Source organism: Streptomyces sp. CNB091, assembly GCF_000377965.1.
Genome location: NZ_KB898996.1, coordinates 44,350 through 69,284, shown reverse-complemented (window position 1 = coordinate 69,284; position 24,935 = coordinate 44,350). Strand labels below are relative to the sequence as shown.

21 protein-coding genes and 4 pseudogenes are annotated in these 24,935 nt (G+C 70.0%); 10 read left to right on the top strand and 15 right to left on the bottom strand.

Annotation, left to right across the window (positions count from 1 at the left end):
• Window positions 1-4: 4 nt before the first annotated feature.
• From fabG to D581_RS0113900, 3 genes are all read right to left on the bottom strand, one after another.
• Window positions 5-766 (bottom strand): 3-oxoacyl-ACP reductase FabG, encoded by a 762-nt coding sequence (gene fabG, locus D581_RS0113910; protein WP_018957822.1) that lies wholly within the window; start codon window positions 764-766, stop codon window positions 5-7.
• A 219-nt stretch (window positions 767-985) separates the two neighbouring features.
• The gene (locus tag D581_RS0113905) at window positions 986-1,369 is read right to left on the bottom strand and encodes a DUF3037 domain-containing protein (protein WP_018957821.1); all 384 of its coding nucleotides are present in this window, start codon (window positions 1,367-1,369) and stop codon (window positions 986-988) included.
• Window positions 1,366-2,244: a HipA family kinase gene (locus tag D581_RS0113900; RefSeq protein WP_026290500.1), complete on the bottom strand. Its 879-nt coding sequence runs from the start codon at window positions 2,242-2,244 to the stop codon at window positions 1,366-1,368. The genes D581_RS0113905 and D581_RS0113900 overlap by 4 nt, the downstream gene beginning before the upstream one ends.
• A 189-nt stretch (window positions 2,245-2,433) precedes the next feature.
• On the opposite strand from D581_RS0113900, the gene D581_RS1000000141275 reads away from it, so the two are divergent.
• A complete protein-coding gene (locus tag D581_RS1000000141275; RefSeq protein ID WP_158688601.1) occupies window positions 2,434-2,814 on the top strand; it encodes a hypothetical protein in 381 nt (126 codons plus the stop codon).
• Between the two features lie 525 nt (window positions 2,815-3,339).
• Here D581_RS1000000141275 and D581_RS0113885 read toward each other — a convergent pair.
• The 6 genes from D581_RS0113885 to D581_RS0113860 form a co-directional block, all read right to left on the bottom strand.
• The gene (locus tag D581_RS0113885) at window positions 3,340-4,059 is read right to left on the bottom strand and encodes an alpha/beta fold hydrolase (protein ID WP_026290499.1); all 720 of its coding nucleotides are present in this window, start codon (window positions 4,057-4,059) and stop codon (window positions 3,340-3,342) included.
• A complete protein-coding gene (locus D581_RS0113880) occupies window positions 4,052-5,227 on the bottom strand; it encodes an acyl-CoA dehydrogenase family protein (RefSeq protein ID WP_106434389.1) in 1,176 nt (391 codons plus the stop codon). Before D581_RS0113880 ends, D581_RS0113885 begins: the two co-directional genes overlap by 8 nt.
• The gene (locus D581_RS0113875) at window positions 5,224-8,430 is read right to left on the bottom strand and encodes a non-ribosomal peptide synthetase (RefSeq protein ID WP_486585829.1); all 3,207 of its coding nucleotides are present in this window, start codon (window positions 8,428-8,430) and stop codon (window positions 5,224-5,226) included. The genes D581_RS0113880 and D581_RS0113875 overlap by 4 nt, the downstream gene beginning before the upstream one ends.
• A 145-nt stretch (window positions 8,431-8,575) precedes the next feature.
• Window positions 8,576-11,179: an AMP-binding protein gene (locus D581_RS0113870; protein ID WP_486585834.1), complete on the bottom strand. Its 2,604-nt coding sequence runs from the start codon at window positions 11,177-11,179 to the stop codon at window positions 8,576-8,578.
• On the bottom strand, window positions 11,116-12,024 hold the full coding sequence (locus D581_RS01000000137190) for a DUF6192 family protein (RefSeq protein WP_018957813.1): 909 nt from the start codon (window positions 12,022-12,024) through the stop codon (window positions 11,116-11,118). Before D581_RS01000000137190 ends, D581_RS0113870 begins: the two co-directional genes overlap by 64 nt.
• 475 nt (window positions 12,025-12,499) lie before the next feature.
• Window positions 12,500-12,901 carry an ATP-binding protein gene (locus D581_RS0113860; RefSeq protein ID WP_018957812.1) on the bottom strand — a complete coding sequence of 134 codons (402 nt, stop codon included), beginning with the start codon at window positions 12,899-12,901 and terminating at the stop codon, window positions 12,500-12,502.
• A gap of 817 nt (window positions 12,902-13,718) precedes the next feature.
• Between D581_RS0113860 and D581_RS0113855 the strand changes: the two genes are divergently transcribed.
• The 4 genes and pseudogenes from D581_RS0113855 to D581_RS1000000142065 form a co-directional block, all read left to right on the top strand.
• The gene (locus tag D581_RS0113855) at window positions 13,719-14,033 is read left to right on the top strand and encodes a MerR family transcriptional regulator (protein WP_018957811.1); all 315 of its coding nucleotides are present in this window, start codon (window positions 13,719-13,721) and stop codon (window positions 14,031-14,033) included.
• Window positions 14,034-14,172: 139 nt separating this feature from the next.
• On the top strand, window positions 14,173-14,520 hold the full coding sequence (locus D581_RS0113850) for a hypothetical protein (RefSeq protein WP_026290498.1): 348 nt from the start codon (window positions 14,173-14,175) through the stop codon (window positions 14,518-14,520).
• 422 nt (window positions 14,521-14,942) lie between these two features.
• Window positions 14,943-15,158, top strand: coding sequence for a hypothetical protein (locus tag D581_RS0113845; RefSeq protein WP_018957809.1), 216 nt, complete (start codon window positions 14,943-14,945; stop codon window positions 15,156-15,158).
• Window positions 15,159-15,192: 34 nt separating this feature from the next.
• A pseudogene (locus D581_RS1000000142065) lies at window positions 15,193-15,336 on the top strand (telomere-protecting terminal protein Tpg); the annotation flags it as partial.
• Between the two features lie 796 nt (window positions 15,337-16,132).
• On the opposite strand, the gene D581_RS0113835 reads toward D581_RS1000000142065, so the two are convergent.
• Window positions 16,133-16,921 (bottom strand): class I SAM-dependent methyltransferase, encoded by a 789-nt coding sequence (locus D581_RS0113835; RefSeq protein WP_026290497.1) that lies wholly within the window; start codon window positions 16,919-16,921, stop codon window positions 16,133-16,135.
• Window positions 16,922-17,253: 332 nt separating this feature from the next.
• Here D581_RS0113835 and D581_RS1000000139640 point away from each other — a divergent pair.
• A pseudogene (locus D581_RS1000000139640) lies at window positions 17,254-18,009 on the top strand (transposase family protein).
• On the opposite strand, the gene D581_RS1000000141620 reads toward D581_RS1000000139640, so the two are convergent.
• Window positions 18,001-18,294 (bottom strand): DegT/DnrJ/EryC1/StrS family aminotransferase, encoded by a 294-nt coding sequence (locus D581_RS1000000141620; protein WP_018957804.1) that lies wholly within the window; start codon window positions 18,292-18,294, stop codon window positions 18,001-18,003. The pseudogene D581_RS1000000139640 and the gene D581_RS1000000141620 sit on opposite strands and share 9 nt — an antisense overlap.
• 591 nt (window positions 18,295-18,885) lie before the next feature.
• On the opposite strand from D581_RS1000000141620, the gene D581_RS0113820 reads away from it, so the two are divergent.
• The 4 genes and pseudogenes from D581_RS0113820 (at window position 18,886) to D581_RS0113810 (ending at window position 20,705) form a co-directional block, all read left to right on the top strand.
• Window positions 18,886-19,113, top strand: a complete 228-nt coding sequence (locus tag D581_RS0113820) for an acyl carrier protein (RefSeq protein WP_397923267.1) — start codon at window positions 18,886-18,888, stop codon at window positions 19,111-19,113.
• Window positions 19,110-19,373 (top strand): annotated as a pseudogene (locus D581_RS0113815) (AMP-binding protein); the annotation flags it as partial. The gene D581_RS0113820 and the pseudogene D581_RS0113815, both read left to right, overlap by 4 nt.
• Before the next feature lie 74 nt (window positions 19,374-19,447).
• Window positions 19,448-19,642 (top strand): annotated as a pseudogene (locus D581_RS1000000139630) (BBE domain-containing protein); the annotation flags it as partial.
• Between the two features lie 4 nt (window positions 19,643-19,646).
• On the top strand, window positions 19,647-20,705 hold the full coding sequence (locus tag D581_RS0113810; RefSeq protein ID WP_018957802.1) for a methyltransferase: 1,059 nt from the start codon (window positions 19,647-19,649) through the stop codon (window positions 20,703-20,705).
• A 208-nt stretch (window positions 20,706-20,913) separates the two neighbouring features.
• Here D581_RS0113810 and D581_RS0113805 read toward each other — a convergent pair whose 3' ends face one another.
• The 4 genes from D581_RS0113805 to D581_RS0113790 all read right to left on the bottom strand — a co-directional run bounded on the left by D581_RS0113805 (window position 20,914) and on the right by D581_RS0113790 (window position 24,792).
• The gene (locus D581_RS0113805) at window positions 20,914-21,351 is read right to left on the bottom strand and encodes a helix-turn-helix domain-containing protein (protein WP_018957801.1); all 438 of its coding nucleotides are present in this window, start codon (window positions 21,349-21,351) and stop codon (window positions 20,914-20,916) included.
• A gap of 460 nt (window positions 21,352-21,811) precedes the next feature.
• Window positions 21,812-22,627 carry an ABC transporter ATP-binding protein gene (locus D581_RS1000000138590; protein WP_018957800.1) on the bottom strand — a complete coding sequence of 272 codons (816 nt, stop codon included), beginning with the start codon at window positions 22,625-22,627 and terminating at the stop codon, window positions 21,812-21,814.
• A complete protein-coding gene (locus D581_RS0113795) occupies window positions 22,624-23,727 on the bottom strand; it encodes an iron ABC transporter permease (RefSeq protein WP_018957799.1) in 1,104 nt (367 codons plus the stop codon). The genes D581_RS1000000138590 and D581_RS0113795 overlap by 4 nt, the downstream gene beginning before the upstream one ends.
• Before the next feature lie 9 nt (window positions 23,728-23,736).
• Window positions 23,737-24,792, bottom strand: coding sequence for an ABC transporter substrate-binding protein (locus D581_RS0113790; RefSeq protein ID WP_018957798.1), 1,056 nt, complete (start codon window positions 24,790-24,792; stop codon window positions 23,737-23,739).
• Window positions 24,793-24,935 lie beyond the last annotated feature (143 nt).

Sequence of the window (24,935 nt, the reverse complement as noted above, 5' to 3'; positions counted from 1 at the left end):
CGGATCAGTTGAGGGGTCCGCCGGCCACGTACATGACCTGGCCGGAGACGAAGCCCGCGTCGTCGCCGGCGAAGAAGGCGATGGCGTTCGCGACGTCCTCGGGACGGCCGACGCGCTGGACCGGGATCTGGGTGGCGGCCGCCGCCTGGAACTCCTCGAAGCCCATGCCGACGCGGGCGGCCGTCTGCGCGGTCATCTCCGTGACGATGAAGCCGGGCGCGACGGCGTTGGCGGTGACGCCGAACTTGCCGAGCTCCTTGGCGAGCGTCTTGGTGAGGCCCTGGAGCCCCGCCTTGACGGCGGAGTAGTTGGCCTGGCCCCGGTTGCCGAGGGCCGAGGAGGAGGAGAGCGAGACGATCCGGCCGAACTTGGCCTCGACCATGTGGGCCTGGACGGCCTTCGCCATCAGGAACGCACCCTTGAGGTGCACGTTCATCACGAGGTCCCAGTCGGACTCGCTCATCTTGAACAGCAGGTTGTCGCGGAGCACGCCCGCGTTGTTCACGAGGATCGTCGGCGCGCCCAGCTCGGCGGCGACCCGCGCGACGGCGGCTTCCACCTGACCGGCGTCCGACACGTCGCAGCCGACGGCGAGCGCGGCGCCCCCGGCGGCGGTGATCTTCTCGACCGTGTCCTTGCAGGCCGCCTCGTCGAGGTCGAGTACGGCGACGGAACGGCCCTCGGCCGCGAGACGTACGGCGGTGGCGGCGCCGATGCCCCGCGCCGCTCCCGTCACGATGGCGACGCGCTGCTCGGTGGTGGACATGCTTGGTTCTCCTCGCCCTTGGATCGGGGCTCAGCGGGGGTCGGGGCGTTTCCCTGACAGAAAGGCCACCGACCGCTGAGCAACCGCTTAGTACCTTCAGCAGACGAGACGCTAGAAGCCCTGGCACCCGGTGTCAACGGCGCACGCCCCGGCGGGCCGCACGTCACACCGGGCGGAAGCGCCCGCCGCTGTGCCGTCACGGTCCCGCCGGGGCGTGGATCAGCGCACGAGGAGGTCGAGCAGCCGCTCCACCTCACCGGCCGGGTCGGTGGTCAGGCCGCTGTGCACGGCGCCGGGCTGGACGACCGTGGAGCGCGGGGCGATCAGCCAGCGGAACCGTCGCCCGGCGTCGTCGCCCGCCGCCTGACCGGCCCCCTCACCGCCGCCGCAGACTCCCTCGACGGCGCGCAGGGCGGCCCGCACCCCGATGACGTCCGCGCCGGGGTCCAGAGCCTTCAGCTTCGCCTCGTCGAGGTGCGTACGGGCGGCGACGAACGAGTGCGCCCGGCAGTAGACGAGCACCCCGGCGTTGATGCACTCCCCCCGCTCGACGCGGGGCACGACGCGCAGGAGCGCATACTCGAAGACGTCGCGGCGCGTCATCGGCCACCCTCCTCGCCGGTACGGGCGGACGCCGCGGCGCGGTCGTCGGCGGCCCGCTTCGGCCGGGGCGGCAACCGCTCGGTGAGCCAGCCCGGGGCCTGGGAGGGCCGGGTCGAGGCCGGCGCGTCCAGGGTGATCCGCTCGTGGACATCGGCGGCCCGCGCCAGCAGCGGCGCGATGTAGGCCCGGCGCACCTCGTCGGCGGAGGCGAAGCCGGGCTCGTCGGCCAGCCAGACGTCCGGCACGTCGGCGGCCACCTCGGTGAGCAGTTCCTCGGTGACCAGCGGGGCGAGTTCGGCGGCCGCGGCCGCGATGTCCGGCCCGAAGGGCGCCAGGACATGGTCCGAGGCGTTGTACGGCTTGCCGGCGGAGGCCTGGGCGCCGGGCCAGTTGTGGTGCCAGATCATGGTCGCGCCGTGGTCGATGAGCCAGAGGTCACCGTGCCAGACGAGCAGGTTCGGGTTGCGCCAGGAGCGGTCGACGTTGTTGATCAGCGCGTCGAACCAGACGATCCGGCCGGCCTCGGCGGCCCCGACCTCGTAGGCGAGCGGATCGAACCCGAACGAGCCCGGCAGGTAGTCCATCCCGAGGTTCAGTCCGCCGCTCGCGCGGAGCAGCTCCTGAACCTCCTCGTCGGGCTCGGCGAGTCCGATGACGGGGTCGAGCTCGATGGTCACCAGCTCCGGCACCCGCAGCCCCAGCCGACGGCCCAGTTCCCCGCAGATGATCTCCGCGACGAGCGTCTTGCGGCCCTGTCCCGCCCCGGTGAACTTCATGACGTACGTGCCCAGGTCGTCGGCCTCGACGATCCCTGGGAGTGATCCACCCTCCCGCAGGGGTGTGACATAGCGGGTCGCTACGACTTCTTGCAACACTTTCCCAGGCCACCCATCTCTTCAGCCTTACAAACAACGGAGGGTCACTGTGGGGCGTAGAGGCGGGAATCGCCGGTCGACGGCGCTGGGGGAGAATCTGGGGAGTTTCGGCTGGCGAGCCGATACTCCGCCCTTCTCCAGCAGACCGTCGATGGCGCCCCGCTCCTTACTGCCGACCTCCGGCATGAAGTGAGCATAGTAACCGAGAGTGATCGCCACCCCTGGACGGCCCTGCACCCGGAGATCACCGAAGGCGCCCCTGAAGCGCTCTCCTGCGACCAGTTCCCGTTTTCTTCCCCTTACCCATCCCCCGGCACGCCCAAGGTGAACGGGGGGATGAACCCCGCTGGTGCGAACAGTGGCGGCGAGTGGATCCAGACCGTTGCGGCCCAGACCGACGACGACGGCAGTGAACACCTGCTCGATGACACCCGCTACGACGCCCCGACGTTCGCGGAGAACTGCGGCCGGTCGTCGATGTCGCTCAAGGCCGGTTCCGGGTCGGTGAACAAGTTCGGGTTCACCGATCCGGCATTCATCAATCCGGGCGGGGACCGCCTTGGTCAGTGAACCGGGCTCCAGTGCCCGGCGGCATCCGTCAGCCAGGACCCCTCAGGACGGCCCCAAATCAGGCAGCCCCACACGACGCCGGGCACATCGGAGCCCATCCGGTTCGCAGGCCCGACGTTCAGCGTGCGGTAAACGCTCTCCAGGTAAACGGCCATCGATGGGTAATCGGGTGTGCCGGCCGGGTTGTCCTCGAACGACCACTTCCCGACACCACGGGCGCCGATGTAGGAGCCCTGCAGTGGAGCGTCGTCGTCCCCCGTGAGCCAGGGAACCACCTCCGCGCCCCAGAAGTCCTTTGTCCCGGGCCCGACGGTCAGAGGTGCGCTCCGTGCCGACCAAGATCCGGCACACGAAACCCCCGACACCTTGCCACATTCGCACAGTCAGGAGGCCGCCCGGCCAACCCCCCTCATCCTTTTCGCGGTCCTGCAAGAGGGCCGCCGGGCCCGGCATGGCTGTGTCCTACTGCCGAGACGGGCGCCCTATCGTCGGCCCGGCGATGACCGAGTCGGACGCCTCCGGGCCTCACCCCCGCGTACCCCCGGCGTGCGGGCGCAGCCGGTCGCCGACCGTGGCCACCGTTTCCCGCCACGCGTCGTCGATGAAGAAGTGGTCGCCCTCAAGGACGGCCAGGTCGAACGGGCCCGTGGTGTGGCGGCGCCAGTCGGCGATCTCCGGAAGGCTCGCGTCCTCGTCCCGGTCGCCGCCCAGCGCGGTCACCGGGCAGGTCAGCCGTTGTCCCTCCGCATACGCGTAGGTCTCGGAAGCGGTGAAGTCGGCCCGCAGCACCGGCAGAAGGAGCTTGCGGAACTCGGGGTCGGTCAGCGCGCGCAGCGTGCGGGAGCGTTCGCCGAGCCTCGCCAGGAACTCCGGGTCCGGCAGGTGGCGCAACGCCTTCTCACGCAGGGGAAGGTGGGGAGCCCGGTGGCCCGACACCAGCAGCCGGACCGGTTGGACGCCGTGCTCGGCCACGAGGACGCGGGCGCACTCGAACGCGAGCAGGGCGCCGAGGCTGTGTCCGAACAAGGCGATCGGACGGTCCGCCAGGCCGGGGAGACGGGTCCGGAGATCCGCCAGCAGGTCTTCCCACCGGTGGCGGGGAGTCTCGCCGATCCGCTCGCCGTGACCGGGCAGTTGCATGGGGCAGACCTCGATGTCCGGTCCCAGGTGCCGTTGCCATCGGATGTACGTCCGGGCGTTGCCGCCCGCGTAGGGGAAGCACAACAGGCGCAGCGGTTCAGTCACCCGCGCTCACCCCGATCATGATCGAGGCGATGGTGCGGAGCAGCACGTTGGAGGTGCCCTCGTAGATCTTGCCCGCCTTGGCGTCCCGGTAGAGACGTTCGACGGGGTACGCGTCGGTGTACCCGTTTCCGCCCAGGGTCTCCAGGGCAACCGAGGCCGTCTTTTCTGCCACCTCGGACGCGACGTACTTCGCCATGGCCGACAGCCGCATCGTCTCCACCGGGTCGGCGCCCCGCCCCTGGTGGTCGGCCGCGTGGTACAGCAGGGCCCGGGCCGCCGCCAGCCTGCTGGCCACGTCGGCCAGCGGGAACTGAACGCCCTGGTAGTCGGCGATCCGGCTGCCGAACTGCTCGCGCGACAGGCTGTAGCCGACCGCCACGTCCAGGGCTCCCTGGGCGAGCCCGACCATCTGTGCGGCGATGCCGAGCCGCCCGAGGTCCAGGCCGGCCATCGCCACCGTCTGGCCGCCGCCGGGCGGGCCGACGCGCTGGGCGGCACGGACCGGGACCCGGTCGAGGATCACGTCCGAGGTGGCCGCCGCCCGCACCCCCAGCTGCTCGACCCGGGCGTCCAGGGACACCCCTGGTGCGTCGGCGGGGACCAGGAACGCCGTGGGGCCGCTGCCGTCGACCAGGGCGAAGACGAGCAGCAGATCGGCGTTGCGCGCGTTGCTGGTCCACCGCTTGCGTCCGCTCAGCAGATAGCCCGTGCCCTCCTTACGGGCGACCGCGCTCAGGGCGAACGCGTCGCTGCCCGCCCGCTCCTCGGACAGGGCGAAGGCCCCGATCCTTCCGGTGGCCAACTGCGGCAGATACTGCCTGCGTTGGTCGCCCGTGGCGTGGCGCAGCAGCGTTCCCGCGACGAGGACGTTGTGCACGTGGATCCCGACGGCGACTCCCGGGTCCACTCGCGCCACCTCCTCGATGGTGAGGATCAGGCGGCAGAGGGTGCCGCCCGCGCCGCCGTAGCCGCGCGGGATCTCCACCGCCATCAGGCCTTCGGCGAAGAGGCGCTCGCGCAGGGTGGCGTCCAGGGCCGCCTTCCTGTCCATCGTGGCGGAGAGCGGGGCGATCTCCTCCTCGGCGAACCGCCGGACCTTCTCCCGCCACCGCTGGTTCTCCGGGCTGTCGGGGTGGTCCGTGGCGTGCGGCACGGGTGTCGCTTTCACCGCTCCTCCCCGGGCACGGCCCTGCGGGCGGCGTCCACCGTGCTCGCCAGCTCCGCCACCGTACGGGCGGCCAGCAGTTCGCTCACCGCCAGGTCGAGCGCGTACTCACCGCGCAGCCGGGCGACCAGCCGCATCGCTCCGAGCGAGTGCAGGCCCAGGTCGCCCAGCTCGTCGTCCGCGCCCACGTCGGGGACCTGGAGCAGTTCGGAGAGCAGCCCGGCGACCAGCCGCTCGGCGTCGGTCCCCGGGGCGGTGTGCCGGTCGCGCCCCCCGGTGTCCGGTACGGGGAGGGCGGCGGCGTCCACCTTGCCGCCGGGGGTGGTGGGAATCCGGTCGATCCAGTACACGGCGGCCGGGACCATGTGCTCGGGCAGTCGGGCGCGCAGCGCCTCCCGTACCACGTCGGTGAGCAGGGGCCCGGCGGCGAGGGCCTCGTCCGGGCGCTCGGGCACGGCGTACGCCACGAGGCGCTGTGCCGCACCGGAGCCGAACACGGACACCGTTGCCGATCCGACTCCCGGCACCCCGCGCAGCGCGGCTTCGATCTCGCCCGGTTCGACCCGGAAGCCGCGCACCTTGACCTGTGCGTCGGCGCGGCCGAGGAAGCGGAACTCGCCCTCGGAGGTGGCGGTGGCGAGGTCGCCGGTGCGGTACAGGGGGCCGGTCGAGGGCAGGGCCGTCGCTGCGTCCACGCCGAAGCGCTCCGCGGTGAGCCGGTCCCGGTCGTGGTATCCGGAGGCGACCGCGGGCCCGGCCACGCACAACTGGCCGGTGGCGCCCACCGGTACCGGGCGGTCGTAGGCGTCGAGCAGGTACACCCGCTGGTTGGGCAGCGCGCGGCCGATCGGGATCGGCAGGCCGGCGTCCGCCTCCTCCTCGCGCACCAGGTGATAGGTGGAGACCACGGTGGCCTCGGTGACCCCGTAGAGGTTGTACAGCTCGATGTCCCGGTCGCCGAACCGGGCGAACCAGGGCCGCAGGATCGCGGGTTCCAAGCGGTCGCCGCCGAGGAAGACCCTGCGCAGCGCGGTGTCCCCGGCCAGCTCGGGCACCAGGTGCTCGAAGAGCGAGGGCGTCTCGCTGAGCACCGTCACCCGCTCCTCGGCGATCAGCCGGGCCAGGGCGCGCGGGTCGCGTCCGGTCTCGCGGTCCACCACGACCAGCGTGGCGCCGTTGCCCAGGGCCCCCCAGATCTCCCACACCGAGTAGTCGAAGGCGAAGGAGTGGGCGAAGGTCCACACGTCCTCGGCCGTGAAGCCGAAGACCTCGCGGCCGGCGGCCAGCAGGCTCTGCACGTTGCGGTGGGTGATCGGTACGCCCTTGGGCCGTCCGGTCGATCCCGAGGTGTGGAGGAGGTAGGCCGGTGCGTCGGGGTGTGCGGCTGTCGGCGGGGCGCTGCCGGCCGCCTGCCGGTCCACTGCGGCGAGGGTGACCACCCGGGCCTCGGCCACGGTGAGCGCGTGGTCCGTCGCGCCGTCGGTGAGGACCAGTTCCGCGGCCGAGTCGGCCAGGACCTCGGCCAGCCGGTCCGCCGGGTACTCCGGGTCCAGGGGGACGTAGGCGGCGCCCGCCTTGAGCACACCGATCATGGCGGCCACCAGTTCGGTGGAGCGGGTCAGCCACAGGCCCACGCGGCGCACGTCCGGGCACCGCTCGCGCAGGGCGGCGGCGACCCGGTCGGAGTACGCGTCCAGCTCCCGGTAGGTGAGCGTACGGCTCCCGTGGCGTACGGCGACCGCGTCCGGGCGCAGCCGGGCGTGGCGCCGGAACGTCTCGTGCAGGGTGCCGTCCTCCGGTTCCGTGAGGGGGGTGGTCGCGGGCTCCGGAGCGCTGGGAAGGGCCAGCTCCCCCAGCGTGACGTCGGGACGCTCGGTCAGCTGGGTCAGCACCGCGACGACGTCGTCGGCGAAACGCTCCGCCACCGCGTCGGACACCTTCCGGCGGTCGTGGACGATCCGCAGCGGCATGACGTCGCCGGGCATGATCACCATGGTGATCGGGAAATGGGGCCTGCCGTCGTAGACCAGTTCGGTCATCCGCGCGCCGACGTCGGCCAGGTCGAAGTCCGGCATCGGTACGTTCTCGTACGAGACGCTGCTCTGCAGGACCGGGATCGCGGGGTCCCGGCCGAGCAGGTCCGGCATCTCGGACAGGGGCACGGCACTGTGCCCGCTCACCTCGACGACGTTTCGGCCGAACTCCCGTAGCCAGGACCGCAGACGGGCCGTGGGGTCCAGCGTCCTGCGGAGCGGCAGGGTGGCGATCATCGGTCCGAGGATGTCCTGCGAGCCGACCAGGTCGGGGGGCCGGTGCGCCATGGTGATGCCACAGGTGAGGTCCGTGACGCCGAGGAAGCGGCCCAGGACGACGAACCAGGCTCCCTGGGCGAGCGTGGCGAGTGTCAGCTGTTCCGCGCGGGCCAGGGCGGTGAGCCGCGGCGCCAGGTCGCCCAGGATCCGTTCGACGTGGGCGTGGACCGGCTCCCCGGCGGGCACCTCGGTTCCGCCCAGGTGCACGTCCTCCACCGGCTGGTGGCCGGCCAGCTCCTTGCGCCAGAACTCCCGCGCCGCCTCGGGGTCCCGGTCGCGCCACCAGGAGAGGTAGTCGCGGTACGGCCGCCCCGGGGAGACGGTCGGCCGCCCGCCCCGGCACAGCGCCCGGTAGTGGCCGAGGAAGTCCTGAATGGCCAGCGTGAACGACCAGCCGTCCATCAGCAGGTGCGAGAACCGCCAGGAGAACGTCCACCGTTCCGCGCCGCGCCGGATCAGGGTGCCGCGCATCAACGGCGCGTCGGCGAGGTCGAACCCTTCCTTCCGCTCGGCCTCCAGCGACGCCCGCAGCCGCTCCTGTTGCGCGGGTTCGTCGAGATCGCGCCAGTCCAGCGTCTCCAGCGGCAGCCGGGCGGAGCCGTGCACGACCTGCACCACTTTTCCGTTCCTGCGCCAGTGGAAGGAGGTGCGCAGGATCGGGTGCCGGTCGACCACCAGCTGCCATGCCCGCTCGAAGCTCTCGGGGTGCAGCGTCCCGGCGAACTCCAGTTGCAGCTGTTCCACGTAGACGCCGAGTCCCGGCTGGGCCAGTTGCTCGTAGAGCAGGCCCTGCTGGATCGGTGAGAGTTCGTAGATGTCCGCGATATCGCGGGCAGGTCGCTCGGTGGCACCGTTGTCCGTCATCTCGCCGCCCCATCCAGCGTTGTCACTCATCACAGCCCCGTCCACCGTTGTCAGTCATCACAGCCCCGTCCGCAGTCGTCAGTCATCGCAGTCCTCTGCCCGCCGTCGCGGCTTCCTCGGCCCGTTCGCCGCCGTCGGCCGTGCCGGGCCGTCCGCCGCCGTCACCGGTCACCGGTCACCGCAGTTCGTCGAGGAACGCGTCCAGCTCGTCCTCGGAGAGGCCGGACAGCGGGAAGTCGGACGGTTCGTAGGTCCCCGCCGCCGCGCCGCAGTGCTCGGCGATCTCCCCGAGCACCGTCGCGAAGGCGTCGGCCAGGCGGGTCGCCCCGTCCTCGGACACGGAGGCGCCCAGGAGCCAGCGGACGCGCAGGGCGCCGTCCACCACGGCGGCGCTCAGCTGTCCTTCCGCCCCGTCGTGCCAGCCGGCGAGCCCGGCCACTCCGGTGAAGTCCGCGGGGACCGTGATCGCGTCGTCGCCGTGATCCCAGGTCACCACCTCCCTGACCGCGACCGTCGCCCCCCGGACCGGAAGCGGGTCCGTCGTCCGCAGCCGGCTCTTCACCGAGGTGAGCACTTCGGCGAGGGGGGTCCGAGCCGCCGCCGGCTCCATGGTCCGCAGCTCGGTCACCCGGCCCACCAGGCGGCCGGCCGGCTCGTCGCTGGCGGCCAGGTCGGCCCGCAGCGAACGCTCGACCAGCAGCTGCGGCGGTTCGCCCAGGGCCCTGCCCAGTGCGGCGGACGCCGCCGCCACCAGCACCTCGGTCGGGTCCAGGTGGTAACTGGCCGCGGCGGCGGTGAACAGCTCCGCCGTACGTGCGGCGTCCAGTTCGATCGTCTGTTGCCGGGGCAGCGCCCGCGGCGCCCCGGGGAGCGCGTCGAGCCCCGCCGGGTGCGCCGGCTCCCGGCGCAGGCCCTGGTTCCACGCCTGCGGAGAACCCGCGCCCGCGCTCCACACCACGGGCTGACCGGCGGCCAACCGGTCGTACGCCTGGATCAGTTCGCGGCAGAGCAGGAGGACGGAGGCGTCGTCCATCAGCCCCTGCGCCACCGTGCAGGCCAACACGCTGCCCCGTTCGCCCAGCCGGAACACCGCGGGCTTGACCGTCGGCCCGGCCTCGATGTCCAGCTCCCCGGCCATCTCGTCGAGCATCTGCGTCACCGCCTCGGCCCGTACGTCGTCGGGCAGTGCGCCGAGGTCGATCTCCGGGACCTCATGGTCCTCGCCCCGGTCGGCCCGCACCACGAACGGCCGGCCGTCCTCGGTCCGAACCCGCGCGCCGAGGGCCGGATGGCGGTCGGCCAGCGCGCTCAGTGCGCGGCCGGCCAGCACGGGGTCGAACGCGTCCGGTACGTCCAGCAGCACCGATCCGGCCTGGGCCCGTGCCACCGCCTGGTGCGGGGTGAGCGGCACGGCCGCGCCCACGTCGCCGACGCCCGTCACGGCGGGTACGGCCCCGGCCAGTTCGATGAAGCTGGAGGTCTCGAAGAGGTTCTGCGGGGTGATCGGGATGCCCTCGGCGTTGGCCCTCCCCACGAGTTGCACCCCCATGATGGAGTCGCCGCCGAGCTCGAAGAAGTTGTCCCGCGCCCGGGGCCGCTCCACGCCGAGGAGATCGGCGGCCAGGACCAGCAGGGTGGCCAGCGCCCCTGTCGCCGGCTCCTCCTCGTCCTCCGGCGTGCTCGCGGTCGCCTCGCCCGCGTGCCGGGGGTCGGGCAGGGCCGAGCGGTCGACCTTGCCATTGGCGCTCAGCGGCATCGCGTCGATGGGGACGATGTCGGACGGGGTCATGTAGGAGGGCAGGGACGCGGCGAGGTGGGCCCGCAACCGGTCGGCGAAGTCCGGGGCGTCCCGCAGCCCGGGGTGGGCCGGGACGACATGGGCGACCAGCCGTTGCCGGGTACGCTCCCCGGGTGCGGACACCACGGCGCTGAGGACGTCGGGGTGGCCGCTCAGAGCGTGCTCGACCTCGCCCAGTTCGATGCGGTAGCCGCCGATCTTGACCTGGAAGTCGTCGCGGCCGAGGAACTCGATGGTGCCGTCGGGCAGATACCGCCCGAGGTCGCCGGTGCGGTACAGCCGTTCCCCCGTCTCCGGGTGGACGATGAACGACTCGGCGGTGCGCCGCTCGTCCCGCCAGTACCCTTCGGCCAGTCCGGCCCCGGCGATGTGCAGGTGGCCCGGCACCCACACCGGCGCGTGCCGCAGCCGGTCGTTGAGGACGTGGAAGCGCTGGTTGCGCAGGGGACGGCCGTAGGGGATGGACGGCCAGTCGGGCGCGACCTCGCCGATCGGGTGGGCGATGGACCAGACGGCGGCCTCGGTCGCGCCGCCCAGGCTGATCACCTCGGTCGCGGGGGCCACCGCCCGGAGCCGGTCCGGCAGGGACAGCGGTATCCAGTCGCCGCTCAGCAGGGTCAGCCGCAGGCCGGGGAGGTGGCCCGGGCCGTCGGCCGCGCCCCGGCTCTCCAGGTGCTCGACGAGCATCTGCATCAGGGCGGGCACCGAGTTCCACACCGTGACCCCGTGGAGCCGGCACAACTCGGTCCAGCGGTCCGGGGCGCGGCGGTCCGCATCCGCGGGCAGCACGACGGCACCGCCTGCCGCGAGCATCCCGAAGACGTCGAAGACGGAGAGGTCGAAGCTGAGCGAGGACAGCGCCAGGACCCGGTCGCCCGGCCGGATGCCGTACCGCTCCTCGACGTCCACCAGGGTGTTCAGGGCGGCGCGGTGACTGACCGCCACGCCCTTGGGCGTTCCGGTGGAGCCCGAGGTGTAGATGACGTAGGCGGTGTCGTCCGGCCGGGCGGGGCAGGTCCACGCTCCAGGAACTCCACCGACCGGTCGATGTTGCGGATGGCCGGGGCGACGGGGCTGGTCTCCTCGAAGTGCTCGCGGGCCTGCCGGCCCCGCTCGACCTGGGCATGGTTGACCTGGTGGCGGGCAGTGTCGTCCGACATTGCCCGGAAGGCGACGTCCGGCCTGCGGAGGAGGCTGGTCGCGGCGGTGGTTGCCACCGCCTCGTCGCGGGTGAACTCCTCCACGACCCGGATCTTCTCCTGCTCGGGTACTTTCGCCGCGACCGTCGGCCGCTTGAGGAAGTCGGTGGTCACCGCCGCGGCAACGTCCTCGTCGCGGGCCAGGGTGTGGATCGCGGTGATCTTCTCCTGCGGGGTGACGGGCTTGACGACCTGGCGGCCCGTGCGGCGTTTGGCATCGTCGGGAGTCCACCGGGCCTTGCCCTCGGGCGGGGTGAGGATGGTGGCCCACCGTTCCCCGCCATCGACGATGCCCGCCAGGATGGTGTGGACGGTGAAGGACACCCCCGACACCCGGCGGTCCTCCGGCCACCTGGACGCGGTCCACCTGGCCGTTTTCACCGTCGAGTACGACAGCCCGATGTCCTCGGCCAGACGGAACAGCGAGTCCTTGACCGTGAACAGCTCCTCGGCCGGGGCCGAGCCGCCGTGCTCGCGCATCGGCTCGACTTCGAGTGCGTAGTCGCCAATCGTGAACTGGATCCGGCTGGACGTCTCGACCAATTCCCGCAGCTCAGCGACGATCTCCGCATAGCGGTTCACACTGACGCTGCCGACCTTGTCGGCTATCTCGATCTCTTCGGGCATGGCTTCCACCACCCACCGCGGACCGGTGCACGGCCAAACAGCCGTGGCGAGACCCGGCGCGCTTCCCGACCGAGAGTCGGACCGGAAATGCGACGATCACAACGGACGACCGCAATTGACCAGGTTCTGATCGGGGTTGGAATCCGGATGCGTTCGCGATGCGGTCACTGTGACCGTTCGCCAAACGTTTCCTTCCGGGCCCTCCAGGCCCTCGTGACGCACCGCCGCGAGCAGTAGACCACGTTCGAACGGCGGTCCACCCCGGCCACCCAAGTCGCCCTGCACTCGGGGCACTCGGCTCTGCCGACACCACTCAACTCCGCGGCCACCCGCTTGCGCAACCGGCGGTCCCGGCGCCACTGCCTGGAACGACATGCCACTGGTCAGCGGCGGCGGCGCGGCGACGTGCTTCCTCCAGACTTGGATGCACGGTTCCGTTGCGCCATGAGGCAGAGGCCGGCCCGAGGCCATGGTGTTATCGGGCGAGGAAGGCGCTGACGGTTTTGCCGCCGGTGGGCCGGTGGATGACCGCGGTGGTGCGGGCGAGGTGGTTGACCATGCGCCAGCCGAAGCCGCCGGTGGCACCGGTCAGGTCGGGGGTGCGCATGTGCGGGGCCCTCGGGCTGGGATCGTCGACGGCCACCTCGATGAGGTCGGGATGGGCGGTCAGGCGGAGGGTGTAGGTGCCGCCTCCGTGGCGCAGTGCGTTGGTGACGAGTTCGGAGACGACCAGGATCACGGTGTCGGCCGAATCGGGGGCGGCGGCCGGTTCCCGGAGGGCTTCGAGGAAGCTCCGGGCCTTCTCACGCGCATCGGCGACGGTGGCCGTGGGGCGGATGGCGGTGGCGTCGACGCGCATCGTGTTCGTCAGGTTCATCCTGGTCTCCTCTGCTCGTCCCAGTCTGGTCCTGCCTAGGTTGTCCCCTGTGCCCTGCCCCGCCCTTCTTAGTCCCCAGGGCCTGATTACCTCTCTCCTGAGCCACGGGAAATCTATGTTGGCCGGAGTAGACATCCGGCCAGGGTGTGGTTATGGTTTCTCTCGTAGCCGAGATCAGCAGGGCCCGGCAGAGACGAACTGGCGGGCAGCAGTACACGCAGGTGCAGTACGGCAGGACGGTTCGGTGGTGGAGTTCCGAAGCCAGGGTTGTTGCAGGAAGGCGACGGGGCTGACGACCGGACCAGGCGGCCCGCAGTGATCAGGGGCCGCCGCGAGAAGTACCGCAGTTCACGCAGTGGCAGTACCCAGCAGAGAAGTGCGAGCAGTACCTCGGTGAAGGCGTCGGCTGCGGGCGCGCGCACCGGAAGGTTCGGCAGTGGGGTTCCAAGCCGGAGCATATGCAGGACGGGCGACGGGGCTGGCTGCCGAAGAGTGACGCTGCCACAGGTCACCGAGACAGGACGCAGCATCAGCAGTACGCAAGCAGTTGACCCAGAGGGAAGAACGGAGGAGTTGGTCGCCATCAGGATCGCCCGGGTGCAAGAAGTGGGCCCGGGTACCGCAGGACATCGATAGTGAGGTGGTCTCCGGTCAAGCAACCGCGATCCCCGCAGCCCCCGACCTCTCCCGGGGCGGGCCTGCGGAAACAGAGAGCCGGCGCAGCCGATCACGGCCGGCCGATGGTGTAGCAGTTCCTTCGGGGCCCTGGTGCCATATGGCACCAGGGCCCCTCCGTGCGTTCCACAGAGAGGTGCAAGTGACAGCAGACGACTCGTTCGGCCGTCTCGACGACGACGACTACCCCGCCTACACCATGGGCCGGGCAGCCGAAATGCTCAACACCACACAAGGGTTCCTCCGCGCCATCGGTGAAGCCCGCCTCATCACCCCCCTGCGCTCGGAGGGCGGCCACCGCCGCTACTCCCGCTACCAGCTGCGCATCGCCGCCCGTGCCCGCGAACTCGTCGACCAGGGAACGCCCATCGAGGCCGCCTGCCGCATCGTCATCCTCGAATACCAGCTCGAAGAAGCTAAGCGGATCAACGCCGAACACCACCGCACGGCCCGGTGAACTCGTCTTCCGCAGCCTGAAGGGGAATGCGTCCTGCGAGGGTCGGCGGCCCCGATTGTTCGCCGGACACCGGGGAAGGAGGGCGGTAGGCAACGGGAAGATCCGCAGTGCGGGTCGCCGAAGACGAGGAGAGGGACCGGTGGGAAGTGTGTGGATGTACGCGCCGGACAGCGGGTACGGGGCCCGGCAGTCGATGGTGGGTTTCACAGTGGAGGCCGCTGACGGGGTCATCGGGCACGTGGACCGCCATCAGGACCAGCCCGGAATGCAGCACCTCGTTGTCGACACCGGCGTGTGGAAATTCGGCAGAAGCGTCCTGATCCCAGCCGGCTCCGTCACCTCCATCGACACCGAGGCGCAGAAGGTGGAGGTCGCACCGTCCCGGGAGGAAATCAAATCCGCTCCCCGCTTCACAACCGACAGCGAGACAGCCGACCCCGGCTACCTGTCCGAGGTCGGCGACTACTACCTGTCCCTGCGTACCTGAGCCGGTTCGGCGCCTCGCTTCCCCCGCCGGGGTGTTGCCAGAGTGGCCCCGGTGCCGGGCGGCCGCAGACCGCACGGGGCCCTACGTGGGATCCGGCCGGATGCGCGTCACCCCACCAGCGCCGGACGCAGTCGGCGGGAAGACACGGCTGTCCGGCCTCCCCTTGCGAGGCGTCGCCGGGCTGCAGCCTTCTCTGCCAGCAGCGCTACCCGGGCAAGATCAAAGCGGGCTTTGCCGGGCTGGCGGGCATGGCTGGTGGCGCGCTCATCGGAGCCATCTGCGGGGCTACAGCAGCCGCCTTCGGCGTCACCACCGGTGGCATGGGCCTTGCGGTCAGAGCCGGCTGCTACGCAGCGACGGAATTCGGAAGTTATGCCGCCGAAGACTTTGGCAACAGGCAATTTTAGACCAGGAGACCCATCATGATTGTCGCTGTCGTGCTCGTCCTGCTCGGAGTGCTGTTCGTCGCCATCGGAATCTACGCATCCCGGGCGCAAGGCAGAATGATCGCGGCGCGACAGGACGAGCGCAACGCGGTGATCGGCAAGTCGGTCACCCGAGTCCTCTTCCTGGGAGTAGGCGTGGTCTGCTTCATCGCGGCAGGCGCGTATGTCGTGGGTGAGATCTCCAGGAGTTGATGGCAAGGCGCCACATAACCCAGTCGTGACGGCCGCTCAGGAGCAAGACGCCACCAACCGCCTCCGAGAGATCGCGGCCAAAGCGCCCAAGGAGGTGTACTTCCAGGACGGCGGCCGCCTCGTCGGAACTGTGAACGAGGTGTGCTTCACCGTCATCGAGCACTTCGCGTTCGACCTATGGACGAGCGCCGCGAACAGCCTGTGCGCCCCGAACCGTCAACGGTTCGGGGCGCACAGGGCAAGCCGGCCAGCCCAGGCCGTCCACAGGAAAGACCTGGGGCACTCCGGGGGCGAACGATGTTGAAGCCACTGGCCGGATGTGGAACGCCGGACTCGACGGAGTATGCCGAAAGGCCGCCGGAATCGGATTCGGCATCGCGGCCGGTACGGCAGTGGAGGGCCTCTGCCTGCGAGGAGCTGCCGCAGGCGGCAGCCTAGGCGTGGCCGCCGGCGCCACCCCGTGTATGGCCGCCGGTGAAGCCGCAGGATCCTTCGCCGAAGAAAGAACCGTGGCCGCTTGGTCTTGACGAGTTGACTAGTGGGAGCGAGTCGACCCTCGCTCCCACCCGACTGAAAGGACGAGCCCCATGTGGCTCCTTTCATCCGAAGGTAAAGGGTCTTGGATTCCAGATGGCTGGCAAATACCCATCTTCCTCATCAGTATTTCCTGCGTTGCGATCACCACGCTGATCATCAGGAAATGGAATTCAAAGAAGTGAGAGAAAGCACATTTGTCGAGGGGGCAATGAGTAGGAAGAGAATCGCAGGAACCCCGGCAGTAGCGGTTGGTGTCGCCATCTGCTTCCTGTGGGGAGCTGCGGGCTGGCTACGGTACGGATCCATTGAGCTGTTTCCAACCTCAGCTTGAGCAGGTCAGATACAGGGTGAGGACCGTACAGCGCTGAACACTTCGCGAAGAACCCGCTGCAGGCGGTCGCGAGCCGGCAGGTCGGCAAACGACGACGAGAGGCGGATCAGCGCGCCAGCTCCGACGTGCCTCGCGCCTGGTCGCGGCTGGCGACTACCAGGTATCCATTGCTCTCGGGGTCGAAGGTGGTGGACTGCACCGTGAGCCCGACACTCTGCAACTGTGCCACGAGGTCCTCGTACCGGTAGGGCCAGATGGACAACCGCTCCGAGCAGGCTCGCACTGCCCCATCCGTTTCTATCTGGGCGACCACGATCTCGAGGAAGTGTTCCTGCTCCCAGCGCTGCTCGATCTGCCAGTAGTAGCTGACGACCGCATCGCGGTCGTTGCGGCGGATGAGTCGATCGCGAACGTCTACCCGTGAGCCGGCGGAGCGCACGCGCTCCCAGTTGCGTGAGTGGAGCACGAGGCGTCCGTCCGGATTCAGCAGCCGCGACATCGCTTCCAGTGCGGTCAGGCGCCCGGCTGCGCCCTCGGCGTGCCCGAGTGAGTTGCCGACGCAGAACACCAGATCGAACGTGGAGTCCTCCAGTTGGTCGGGCAGCTCGTCCCAGCTCGCGCGGAGGGCTCGAAGCGAGACGCCCTGCTCGTCGGCGGCCTTCTCGGTCCGGCGAACCATCCCCTTGCTGGCGTCTGCGGCGACCACGTCAAGGCCAAGACTCGCGAGACCGACGGCGAGCTGTCCGGTTCCACACGCGCAGTCGAGGACGCGCGCGTTGGGCGGCAGATAGCCCACGACATCGCTGTAGTAGACCGCGGCTGCCTGGGCGGGGGTCAACCTGTCGTCCCCGATCAGCCACTCGTATACGTCGGAAAGCGCCCCATAACCAGCCACCGCGATAACCTCCACCACTCGACAACGCGCGGGCTAGACCGCCCTGCGATTCGGACCTTGCGCCTCGCACTGTGCCGGGCCGTGTCAGCGAAGCATTGAGCAGGACCCAACCACTTCCGGCCGCTGAGACTCCACCGGATTTCGTGGGAAACCGCGGCACGCCACACCGACGCAGGTCCCCACTCCACCAGCGCCCCATCGGCCACGATGGAGGCAGTGAGCCCTCCTCAAGCTGCGTTGCCTGACCACGAGTTGGACCGTCCTGCGCAGCGACGAAGCTCCTGGTAGATGGGTTCTCGACCAAGATCACCCTTATCCGCCAGGAGCTTCGCGTGCTTGTCTACCCGTCCTCGATTAATCTGTCCAGCCGCACCCTGCGGTTCCTGACCGGACAACTGACAGCCCGGCGGCAGGAGATCGGAACGCCGTGGCGGCGCCTTCCCGCCGCACGTCAGGCACTGCTCCCCCTGGCCCATCTACGGTGCGGTGACACCTACGCCCAGCTCGCTGCCGGGTTCGACATCGGGATCGCGACCGTCTACCGCTACATACGTGAAGCCGTCGAGGCCCTGGCCGCCCTCGCCCCGTCCCTGGCCGAGGCGATGAAGACGATCCGAACGACGGCGTTCGTGATCCTCGACGGCACCCCGCTGCCGATCGACCGCATCGCCGCCGACACCCCGTACTACTCCGGGAAACACAAACGCCACGGCATGAACGTCCAGGTCCTCACCGATCCGTTCGGACGGCTGCTCTGAGCCTCGCCGACTCTGCCCGGCTCGGCTCACGACCTGACCGCCGCGCGGCAGCACGGCATCATCGAAGCCCTCGCCGATGCGGAACTCAAATGCTGGGTGGACAAGGCATATCAAGGCGCCGGCGGACCCGTCCGCGTACCGTTTCGGGGCCGCCGCCTCAAGCGATGGAAGCGTCGCCACAACACCACCCACGCCAAGATCCGCTGCCTCGGCGAGCGGGCCATGGCCACTATCAAGGGCTGGCGCCTCCTGCGGAAGCTCCGCTGCAGCACCAACCGAATCACCGACGTGGTGAAGGCCGTCCTCGTCCTTCACCACGCATCAGCGTGAGGTTGAAAAAGGTTCCATGTCGCAGGGCAGCCCGCCGTAGTGCACGAGGATCAGGGCCTTGGTCCGGTCGGTGATCAGCGATGCGAAGTGGTCGGGGTCGATATTGAGGGTGTCCGGCTCGACATCGCAGAAGCGCACGTTCACCGGGTAGTTCAGCAGCGGTTGCACACTGGCCTTGTACGTCTGCGGGGTCGCGATGATCTCGTCGCCCTCATTCAGGTCGAGCAGCCGTATCCCGATCTCCAGCGCCACGGTCCCGCTGGTCACCGAGAGCGCGTGCGGCACTCCGAGGTACTCGCGGAAAAACCGCTCGAACTCCTCTCGGTATCTTCCCCCGACAGGTTCTCACCGGATTCGAGCAAACGGGCCAGAACGCCGATTTCCTGCTCCCCCAGTACGGACCCCAGCTCCGGGTAAGGAATTTCGTACAACTGTTGCACCGTCTACCCCCATGACTTCCCGACCGCCTGAACACGTGTCACCCGAGCATTCGGGCATCGATAGGCTCCAGTCCGAATCGGCAACGCGCCGATCAACGGGTCGAATTTCCCGCGGCCATCCTCCGGAACGGACCGCAGGCTTGCGATATTCGTCCGGCACAAGCGCAACACTCTCAAATCTCACCGGAATCGGAAATACACCGCTTGGTGTAAGGCCGGTCTACGCCTTCCACACCCCGGTTCTCCCCCAACGATGGACAACCTCCGTGGCCCGGGCCGGGAACGGAACGCGGCCCTAGTACCGGCGTACTAGTCCGTTGTCAGGCCGACGGGCGTCGATTAGCCTCGACCTGCGCTCCATACGGAGTTTCGCGCAAACGGCGGAACGCCACCGCCCCTCATCCTCGACATCGAAAATCAGGGAGCCGCCGTGTCCGTGGACGTCATCAAGCAGTTGCTGCTCGATATCGGCATTTCGGAGCAGACGCTGAGCGAGGTCGAACCGTATACCCGGCTCCGCGCCGACATCGGTCTCAACTCTGTCGAGACCACCGACCTGGAGATTCAATTGCGCGAACGGTTCGGAGTCAGGATGGATCTGTGGGACAAGGACGACTACACGGTGGAGCAATTGACCCGCGGGATAGCGGAGGCCCCCCGATGAGTCCGCTCGGGACCCGGCCGCTGGACGGGGACGTCCCGGTGATCGACCGGCGACGGGCCGAGGCCTATCTGCGGGCCGGGCTGTGGCGCGAGGAGCGGGTCGCCGATCTGCTGCGCGAGGCGCGCCTGCGCCACCCCGACCGGCTCGCCGTGGTGAGCGGTACGACACGGCTGACCCACGGCGAACTGCACACGGCGGTCACCGCGGCCGGCCGGCGCCTGGAGGGGCTCGGCGTCCGTGCCGGGGACCGGGTGGTGGTGCAACTGCCGAACCGCGCGGAGTTCGTGGTCCTGGTCCTGGCCCTGCTCGACATCGGTGCCGAACGACGCCAACCGCCTACATCAATTACGCGGACACCGACCTGGCGAACCCGGAGTGGAACACGTCCAACGTTCCCTGGCACGAGCTGTATTACGGCGAGAACTATCCCGGGCTGCAAGAAGTGAAGGCGAAATGGGATCCGTTGAACATCTTCCACCACGCCTTGTCCATCACGAGCCCACAGGCAACGACGCAGAGGGAATGGTGAGTTCATGACGACCGAGGCCGACGCCCGCCGCACCGTGATATCGGCGATCTTCGGGACGCTGGCCACCCAGGCCGTAGGAGCTGCCGCGCGGCTGGAGCTGGCCGATCGTATCGGCGACGGCGAGGCCGGGACCGACGAACTGGCGCTCGCCTGCGGAGTGCCCGCCGAACAGCTGGGCAGGCTGCTGCGCGCCCTGGCCTCCCTCGGTCTGTGTGTCGAGTCCCGGCCCGGACGCTTCGCACTCACCGAGGCGGGGGCACTGCTGCGCCGGGACACCCCGGCGTCGCTGCTGGACTTCGCCGCCTTCCTCACTCACGACGTCTTCCAGCGAAACTGGCTCAATCTGGCGGAGTCGTTGGGCACAGGCCGGCCCGCATTCGACACGCACTTCGGCGAGCCGGTGTACGACTACCTGTCGGGAAAGCCGGAACTGGCCGCCCTGTTCCACGCGGCGATGAGCAAGCGCCATCTGCCGGTGGAAATGGCCGAGGCGATCTCCGGGGCCTACGACCTGAGCCGTTTCGGCACGGTGGTCGACGTCGGAGGCGGCGACGGCACGCTGCTCGCCGCGCTCCTCGAACGGCACCCGCGGCTGACCGGCACCGTGTACGAGACCGAGGCCGGGACCGCGCGAGCGCGGGAGACCGTCACCGCGTCCGGTCTGGAGAAGCGGTGCCGCGCGGTCGCGGGAGACTTCTTCGCCGAAGTACCCAAGGGTGCCGACCTCTACCTCATCAAGAACGTGGTGCTGAACTGGGACGACGAACGGGCCTCGACGATCCTGAGCCGGGTCCGGGCCGCCATGCCCGACCACGGCAAGCTGCTCATCGCCGAGCCGGTGCTGCCCGAGGTCGCCGACGCGGACAGCCTCAACCACGCCGCCCTGGAGAACCCGTATCTGACCGATCTGCACATGCTGGTCACCATCGGCGGCCGGCAGCGCACCAGGGCGGAGTACGCCACGCTCTGCGCCCGGGCGGGGCTGCGTGTCGTCCAGGTCGCACCGCTGGCCCAGGAGTTGAACGCGTCGCTGATCGAGGCCGTCCCCGACAGCGCGGTCTGACGGCGAGCGGTCCCGGCCGAGCCTGCGCCCGGCCGGGACCGCGCCCTCTCACCGTCCCCGCCCTCTCACCGTCCCCGCCCTCTCACCGCCCCCGCCCTCTCACCGCCCCCGCCCTCTCACCGCCCGCGCCCTCTCACCCGCCCGCGCCCTCTCACCGGTCACGGCTGATCACTTCCGGAGGCGGCGATCGCCCCCGCGTGCGGGCCGGTCAGGTAGGCGTGTCCTCCCGGCGCTGGTTCTGGACCAGTCCCTGGCGCATGGCCAGGACCACGGCCTCCATACGGTCCGCGACGCCGAGCTTGTGGTAAACCATGTGCAGATGGGCCTTCACCGTCTGCTCGGTGATATGCAGGGCCCGGCCGATCCGGCGGTTGGACAGGCCCTGGGCCAGCAGACTGAGCACTTCCTCCTGACGCCGGGTGAGCGTCAGGGGCTTCTGGGTGGCGCCGGGCCGGTTGTCCCGGGCCCCGGCCTCGCCGGTGGAATCGCCCTCGGACCGCGCCGGAGGGCGTGGCGCTCCAGGGGGCGTCGCCTGGGCCAGGACGCCATGGGAGCCCCGGTGCCGCGGTGAGACCAGATCCTTGCGTGCGCGGCGTGCGACGTCACCGAGCTCCTGGAGAAGGATCAGCACTTCGTCGATCTGCACGATGGCCGCCTGGGCTTGGTCTGCATCCTGGCGTTCCGTTAACGGTATGACATTCACACGATCAACCATCGGGTGATTCGCCTTTCGTTTGGACGACGCATGGGAACGAGCGCTTCAGGTTTACGGCTTCATGAGAATCACTTCACGATGCCGATGACTTCGCGTAATCCGAGGTAATCCAAGAGCGCCCCGGAAAGCCGGTCCGATGATGTTCACCGACAGGGGATCCGGAGCCTGGAGGGAATTTTTACCACGGTTTCGACTGCCGTCAACAGGAGGAATCATGGTGCCGACGCAGCCCGTACAGACCGCTGTGGCGACCTGTTGTCAGATCGCCCGGCCATCTCTGTGACGGGTCGCGAAAGGTGCTTATGCAGCTACCTCGCTGCGGTGTTCATGACGATGGTCACTGCCGCATTCCGCCCGGAACTCCGGTGGGGTGACGCCGTGCATAGGCTGCTCATCGATTCACTCCCTCACCGAGCGCGGCGACCGGGTCGGCCGAGGCGCCCTGGTGCGGTGAGAACGCGAGGAGCAGGCCGCCGGTGACCGGGTGGGTCAGATGAGTGCAGGCGACTCCGAAGACCGTCCGGACGAGCTCGGGGCTGAGTACCTCCGCCGGCGGGCCGTCCGCGACGATCCGCCCGCGGTGCAGGACGTAGAGCCGGTCGCAGTAGGCGGCCGCGAGATTGAGGTCGTGCAGCACGCACAGCGTCGCACGCCCCAGATCCCTCACCAGCTCCAGGAGTTCGAGCGCCGCGTACACATCGAGGTGGTTGGTCGGTTCGTCGAGGAGGAGCAGCGGGCTCTCCTGGGCCAGCGCACGCGCCACCAGGGCCCGCTGCCGCTCACCGCCGGACAGTGTGGAGAGCCTGCGGGCGCGGTGCTCCGTCAGGCGGACCCGCTCCAGTGCGGCGGTGACCTTCGCGCCCCCGCCGCCGGTGGCCGACTCGAAGGCCCCGAGCCACGGCCCGCGCCCCATGGCCACGACTTCCTCCACGGTGAAGTCGAAGTCCGGGGTGCTGTCCTGGGCGACGAGCGCCGCCCGTCGGGCGACCTCGCGCTGGCTGAGATCCGTGACGTCGTCCCCGGACAGGGCGACGCGGCCGGCGAAGGGGTCGAGCGCGCGGTAGACCGTACGCAGCAGCGAAGTCTTGCCGCTGCCGTTGGGCCCGACGAGGCCGACGCGCTCGCCGTCGGCGACGGCGAGGTCGCACTCCATGACGATCGGGGCGGAGCCGATGCGGACGCCGACGCCGGACAGGGCGAGTCTCATGACGCCTCCGAACGTCGCAGCAGCCACAGGAACACCGGCGCGCCGAGCACGGCGGTGACGATCCCGAGGGGCAGTTCCTCCGGGCGGACGAGAACGCGGCAGAGCAGGTCGACGACGACGAGGTAGACCGCGCCGACGAGCATGGCGACGGGAAGCAGCCGGCGGTGGTCCGGGCCCACGACCAGCCGTACGAGATGGGGAACGATGAGACCCACGAAGCCGATCCCGCCCGACACCGCGACCAGGACGCCGGTCAGGAGCGAGGCGACGACCAGGAGACGGATGCGGACACGGTGCACGGAGACGCCGAGCGAGAGCGCCGCGTCGTCACCGGCCGCCAGGGCGTTGAGCGTCCGGGTCTGCGCCAGCAGATGGACGCCGACGACCAGGACGGCCGCCGCCGGCAGCACGAGGTTCGACCATGACGACTCCGAGAGGGAGCCCAGCAGCCAGAACAGCACCGAGTGCGCCGCGTCCGCGTTGCCGCTCCGGAAGATGACGAAGCTGGTGGCTCCGCTGAACAGGTAGGAGAGGGTGACCCCGGCGAGGATCAGGCGGCTCGGGAGGACGCGGCCGGCGCGGCGCGACAGTCCGAGGACCGCGGCCATCGCCACGAGCGCGCCGACGAAGGCCGCCGCCGACGTGGAGAGCCCGGCCACCGCCACCGATCCGAGGGTGATGGCGATGGAGGCCGTCAGCCCGGCGCCCGCGGAGACGCCGAGCACATAGGGGTCGGCGAGCGGATTGCGGACGGTCGCCTGGAGAGTGACACCGACGACGGCGAGCCCCGCCCCGACCGCGGCGGCCAGCAGGACCCGCGGCATCCGCAGGTTCCACACGATCTGGTCGTCCATGACGCCGGGGGGCGCCCCGAGCCCGGTCAGGTGGTGGGCGATGACCCGGGTGACGGTTCCCAACGGCACACCGACGGATCCCACGGACACGGCCACGCAGACCGTGACGAGGAGGAGGGCGAGCAGCAGGGGTACGACGACGGGGAGGGAGAGGGGGCGGCCGCCGCGGATCGGAGTCGGCCCGGGGCCGCCCCGCGGGCTCTCGTCGGCGCCGGTGAGGAGCGGGCTGGATCTCTGCCTGTGCATCGCGGGCCCCTACTGCGAGCGGGACGGGATCGGGTGCAGAAAGGCCGCGATCTCGGTGACGCCTGACACCGGTCGCGTACTGCCGCGTGCTCCGGTCTTGGCCGCGTCGATGACGAGCACGCGCTCCTTCTTGACCGCTTCGACGGTGGGGAACGTGCGCTTCAGGAACGCGAGCGCCTCGTTCCGGCCCTTCTCCGTCGCGGTGAAGTTGTCGACGACGAGGGCCTCGGGGTCGCGCGCGACGATCTGTTCGGGGCTGACCGGGGCGAACTGGCCCGGCAGGTCGGCGAAGACGTTCGTCCCGCCGGCCCGTTCGAGCACGTCGTTGGCGAGACCGCCGCTGGTCACGTAGAGCTGACCGGCGACCTGGGAGAGCTCGGCGACCTTACGCTCGGGCTCCTTCGCGGTCCTCCGGCGTACGGCGTCGAGTTCGCCGCGCAGCTCGTCGGCCAGCTCGTGCGCGTGGTCCTCCACGCCGAAGACCGTGCCGAGCTGGTGCAGGTCGGCGTCGAGCGCGTCCAGTCCGGAGGTGTCCGAGCGCAGGTCCGCGGCGCAACCGCCGCCGACCACGTAGGTCGCGATCCCCAGTTCCCTCAGTTCGGCGATGCTCGGGCTGCCCTGCTTGCCGGAGACCTTCTCGACCTGATCGGTGATCAGGAGATCGGGCTTGGCGGCGATCAGCGCCTCGACGCTCGGATTACGCGTCCCGAGACTCGGCAGCGCGGCGAGTCGCTCCTTCAGCTCGGGCGCGGGGGCGGATTCGCCGCGGGTCTTCGCGACGATCCGGTCGCCGACGCCGAGCGCGAACAGGGTGTCGGCTATGGCGTCCGTGGTGATCGCCACCCGCTGCGGGGCCCGGTCGAGGTGGACGGTGCGACTACAGGACTCGAAGGTGACGCGGCTCGCCTTGTCGTCGTGGCGTGGGCCCGCTCCGGTGCCCCCGCACCCGGTGGCGCCGACCGCCGTGAGAGCGACGACCGCGCCGACCACAGCGGCGCGGGGGCGGTGGGGAGCGGCGCGGGAGCGGCGGCTCGCGGACGGGTGGTCGACGTGCGGTCGGAACATGACGAAACGTTCCCTTCGGTGAAGGCCGTGAGGGCGACATCCCGGACGGAGCTGCGTCCGGGATGACGTGCATGTTTATTGAATGAGGCTCAGTCGCCATGTTAGGTTACCCTAATGAAGCGACCAACATCACAGACTCCGGG

Excerpts from the sequence above, each read along its gene's own strand:
- fabG (WP_018957822.1), bottom strand. The coding sequence starts at position 766 with ATGTCCACCACCGAGCAGCGCGTCGCCATCGTGACGGGAGCGGCGCGG.
- D581_RS0113905 (WP_018957821.1), bottom strand. The coding sequence starts at position 1,369 with ATGACGCGCCGCGACGTCTTCGAGTATGCGCTCCTGCGCGTCGTGCCC.
- D581_RS0113875 (WP_486585829.1), bottom strand. The coding sequence starts at position 8,430 with ATGAGTGACAACGCTGGATGGGGCGGCGAGATGACGGACAACGGTGCC.
- D581_RS01000000137190 (WP_018957813.1), bottom strand. The coding sequence starts at position 12,024 with ATGCCCGAAGAGATCGAGATAGCCGACAAGGTCGGCAGCGTCAGTGTG.
- D581_RS0113860 (WP_018957812.1), bottom strand. The coding sequence starts at position 12,901 with ATGAACCTGACGAACACGATGCGCGTCGACGCCACCGCCATCCGCCCC.
- D581_RS0113845 (WP_018957809.1), top strand. The coding sequence starts at position 14,943 with ATGATTGTCGCTGTCGTGCTCGTCCTGCTCGGAGTGCTGTTCGTCGCC.
- D581_RS0113810 (WP_018957802.1), top strand. The coding sequence starts at position 19,647 with ATGACGACCGAGGCCGACGCCCGCCGCACCGTGATATCGGCGATCTTC.
- D581_RS1000000138590 (WP_018957800.1), bottom strand. The coding sequence starts at position 22,627 with ATGAGACTCGCCCTGTCCGGCGTCGGCGTCCGCATCGGCTCCGCCCCG.
- D581_RS0113795 (WP_018957799.1), bottom strand. The coding sequence starts at position 23,727 with ATGCACAGGCAGAGATCCAGCCCGCTCCTCACCGGCGCCGACGAGAGC.
- D581_RS0113790 (WP_018957798.1), bottom strand. The coding sequence starts at position 24,792 with ATGTTCCGACCGCACGTCGACCACCCGTCCGCGAGCCGCCGCTCCCGC.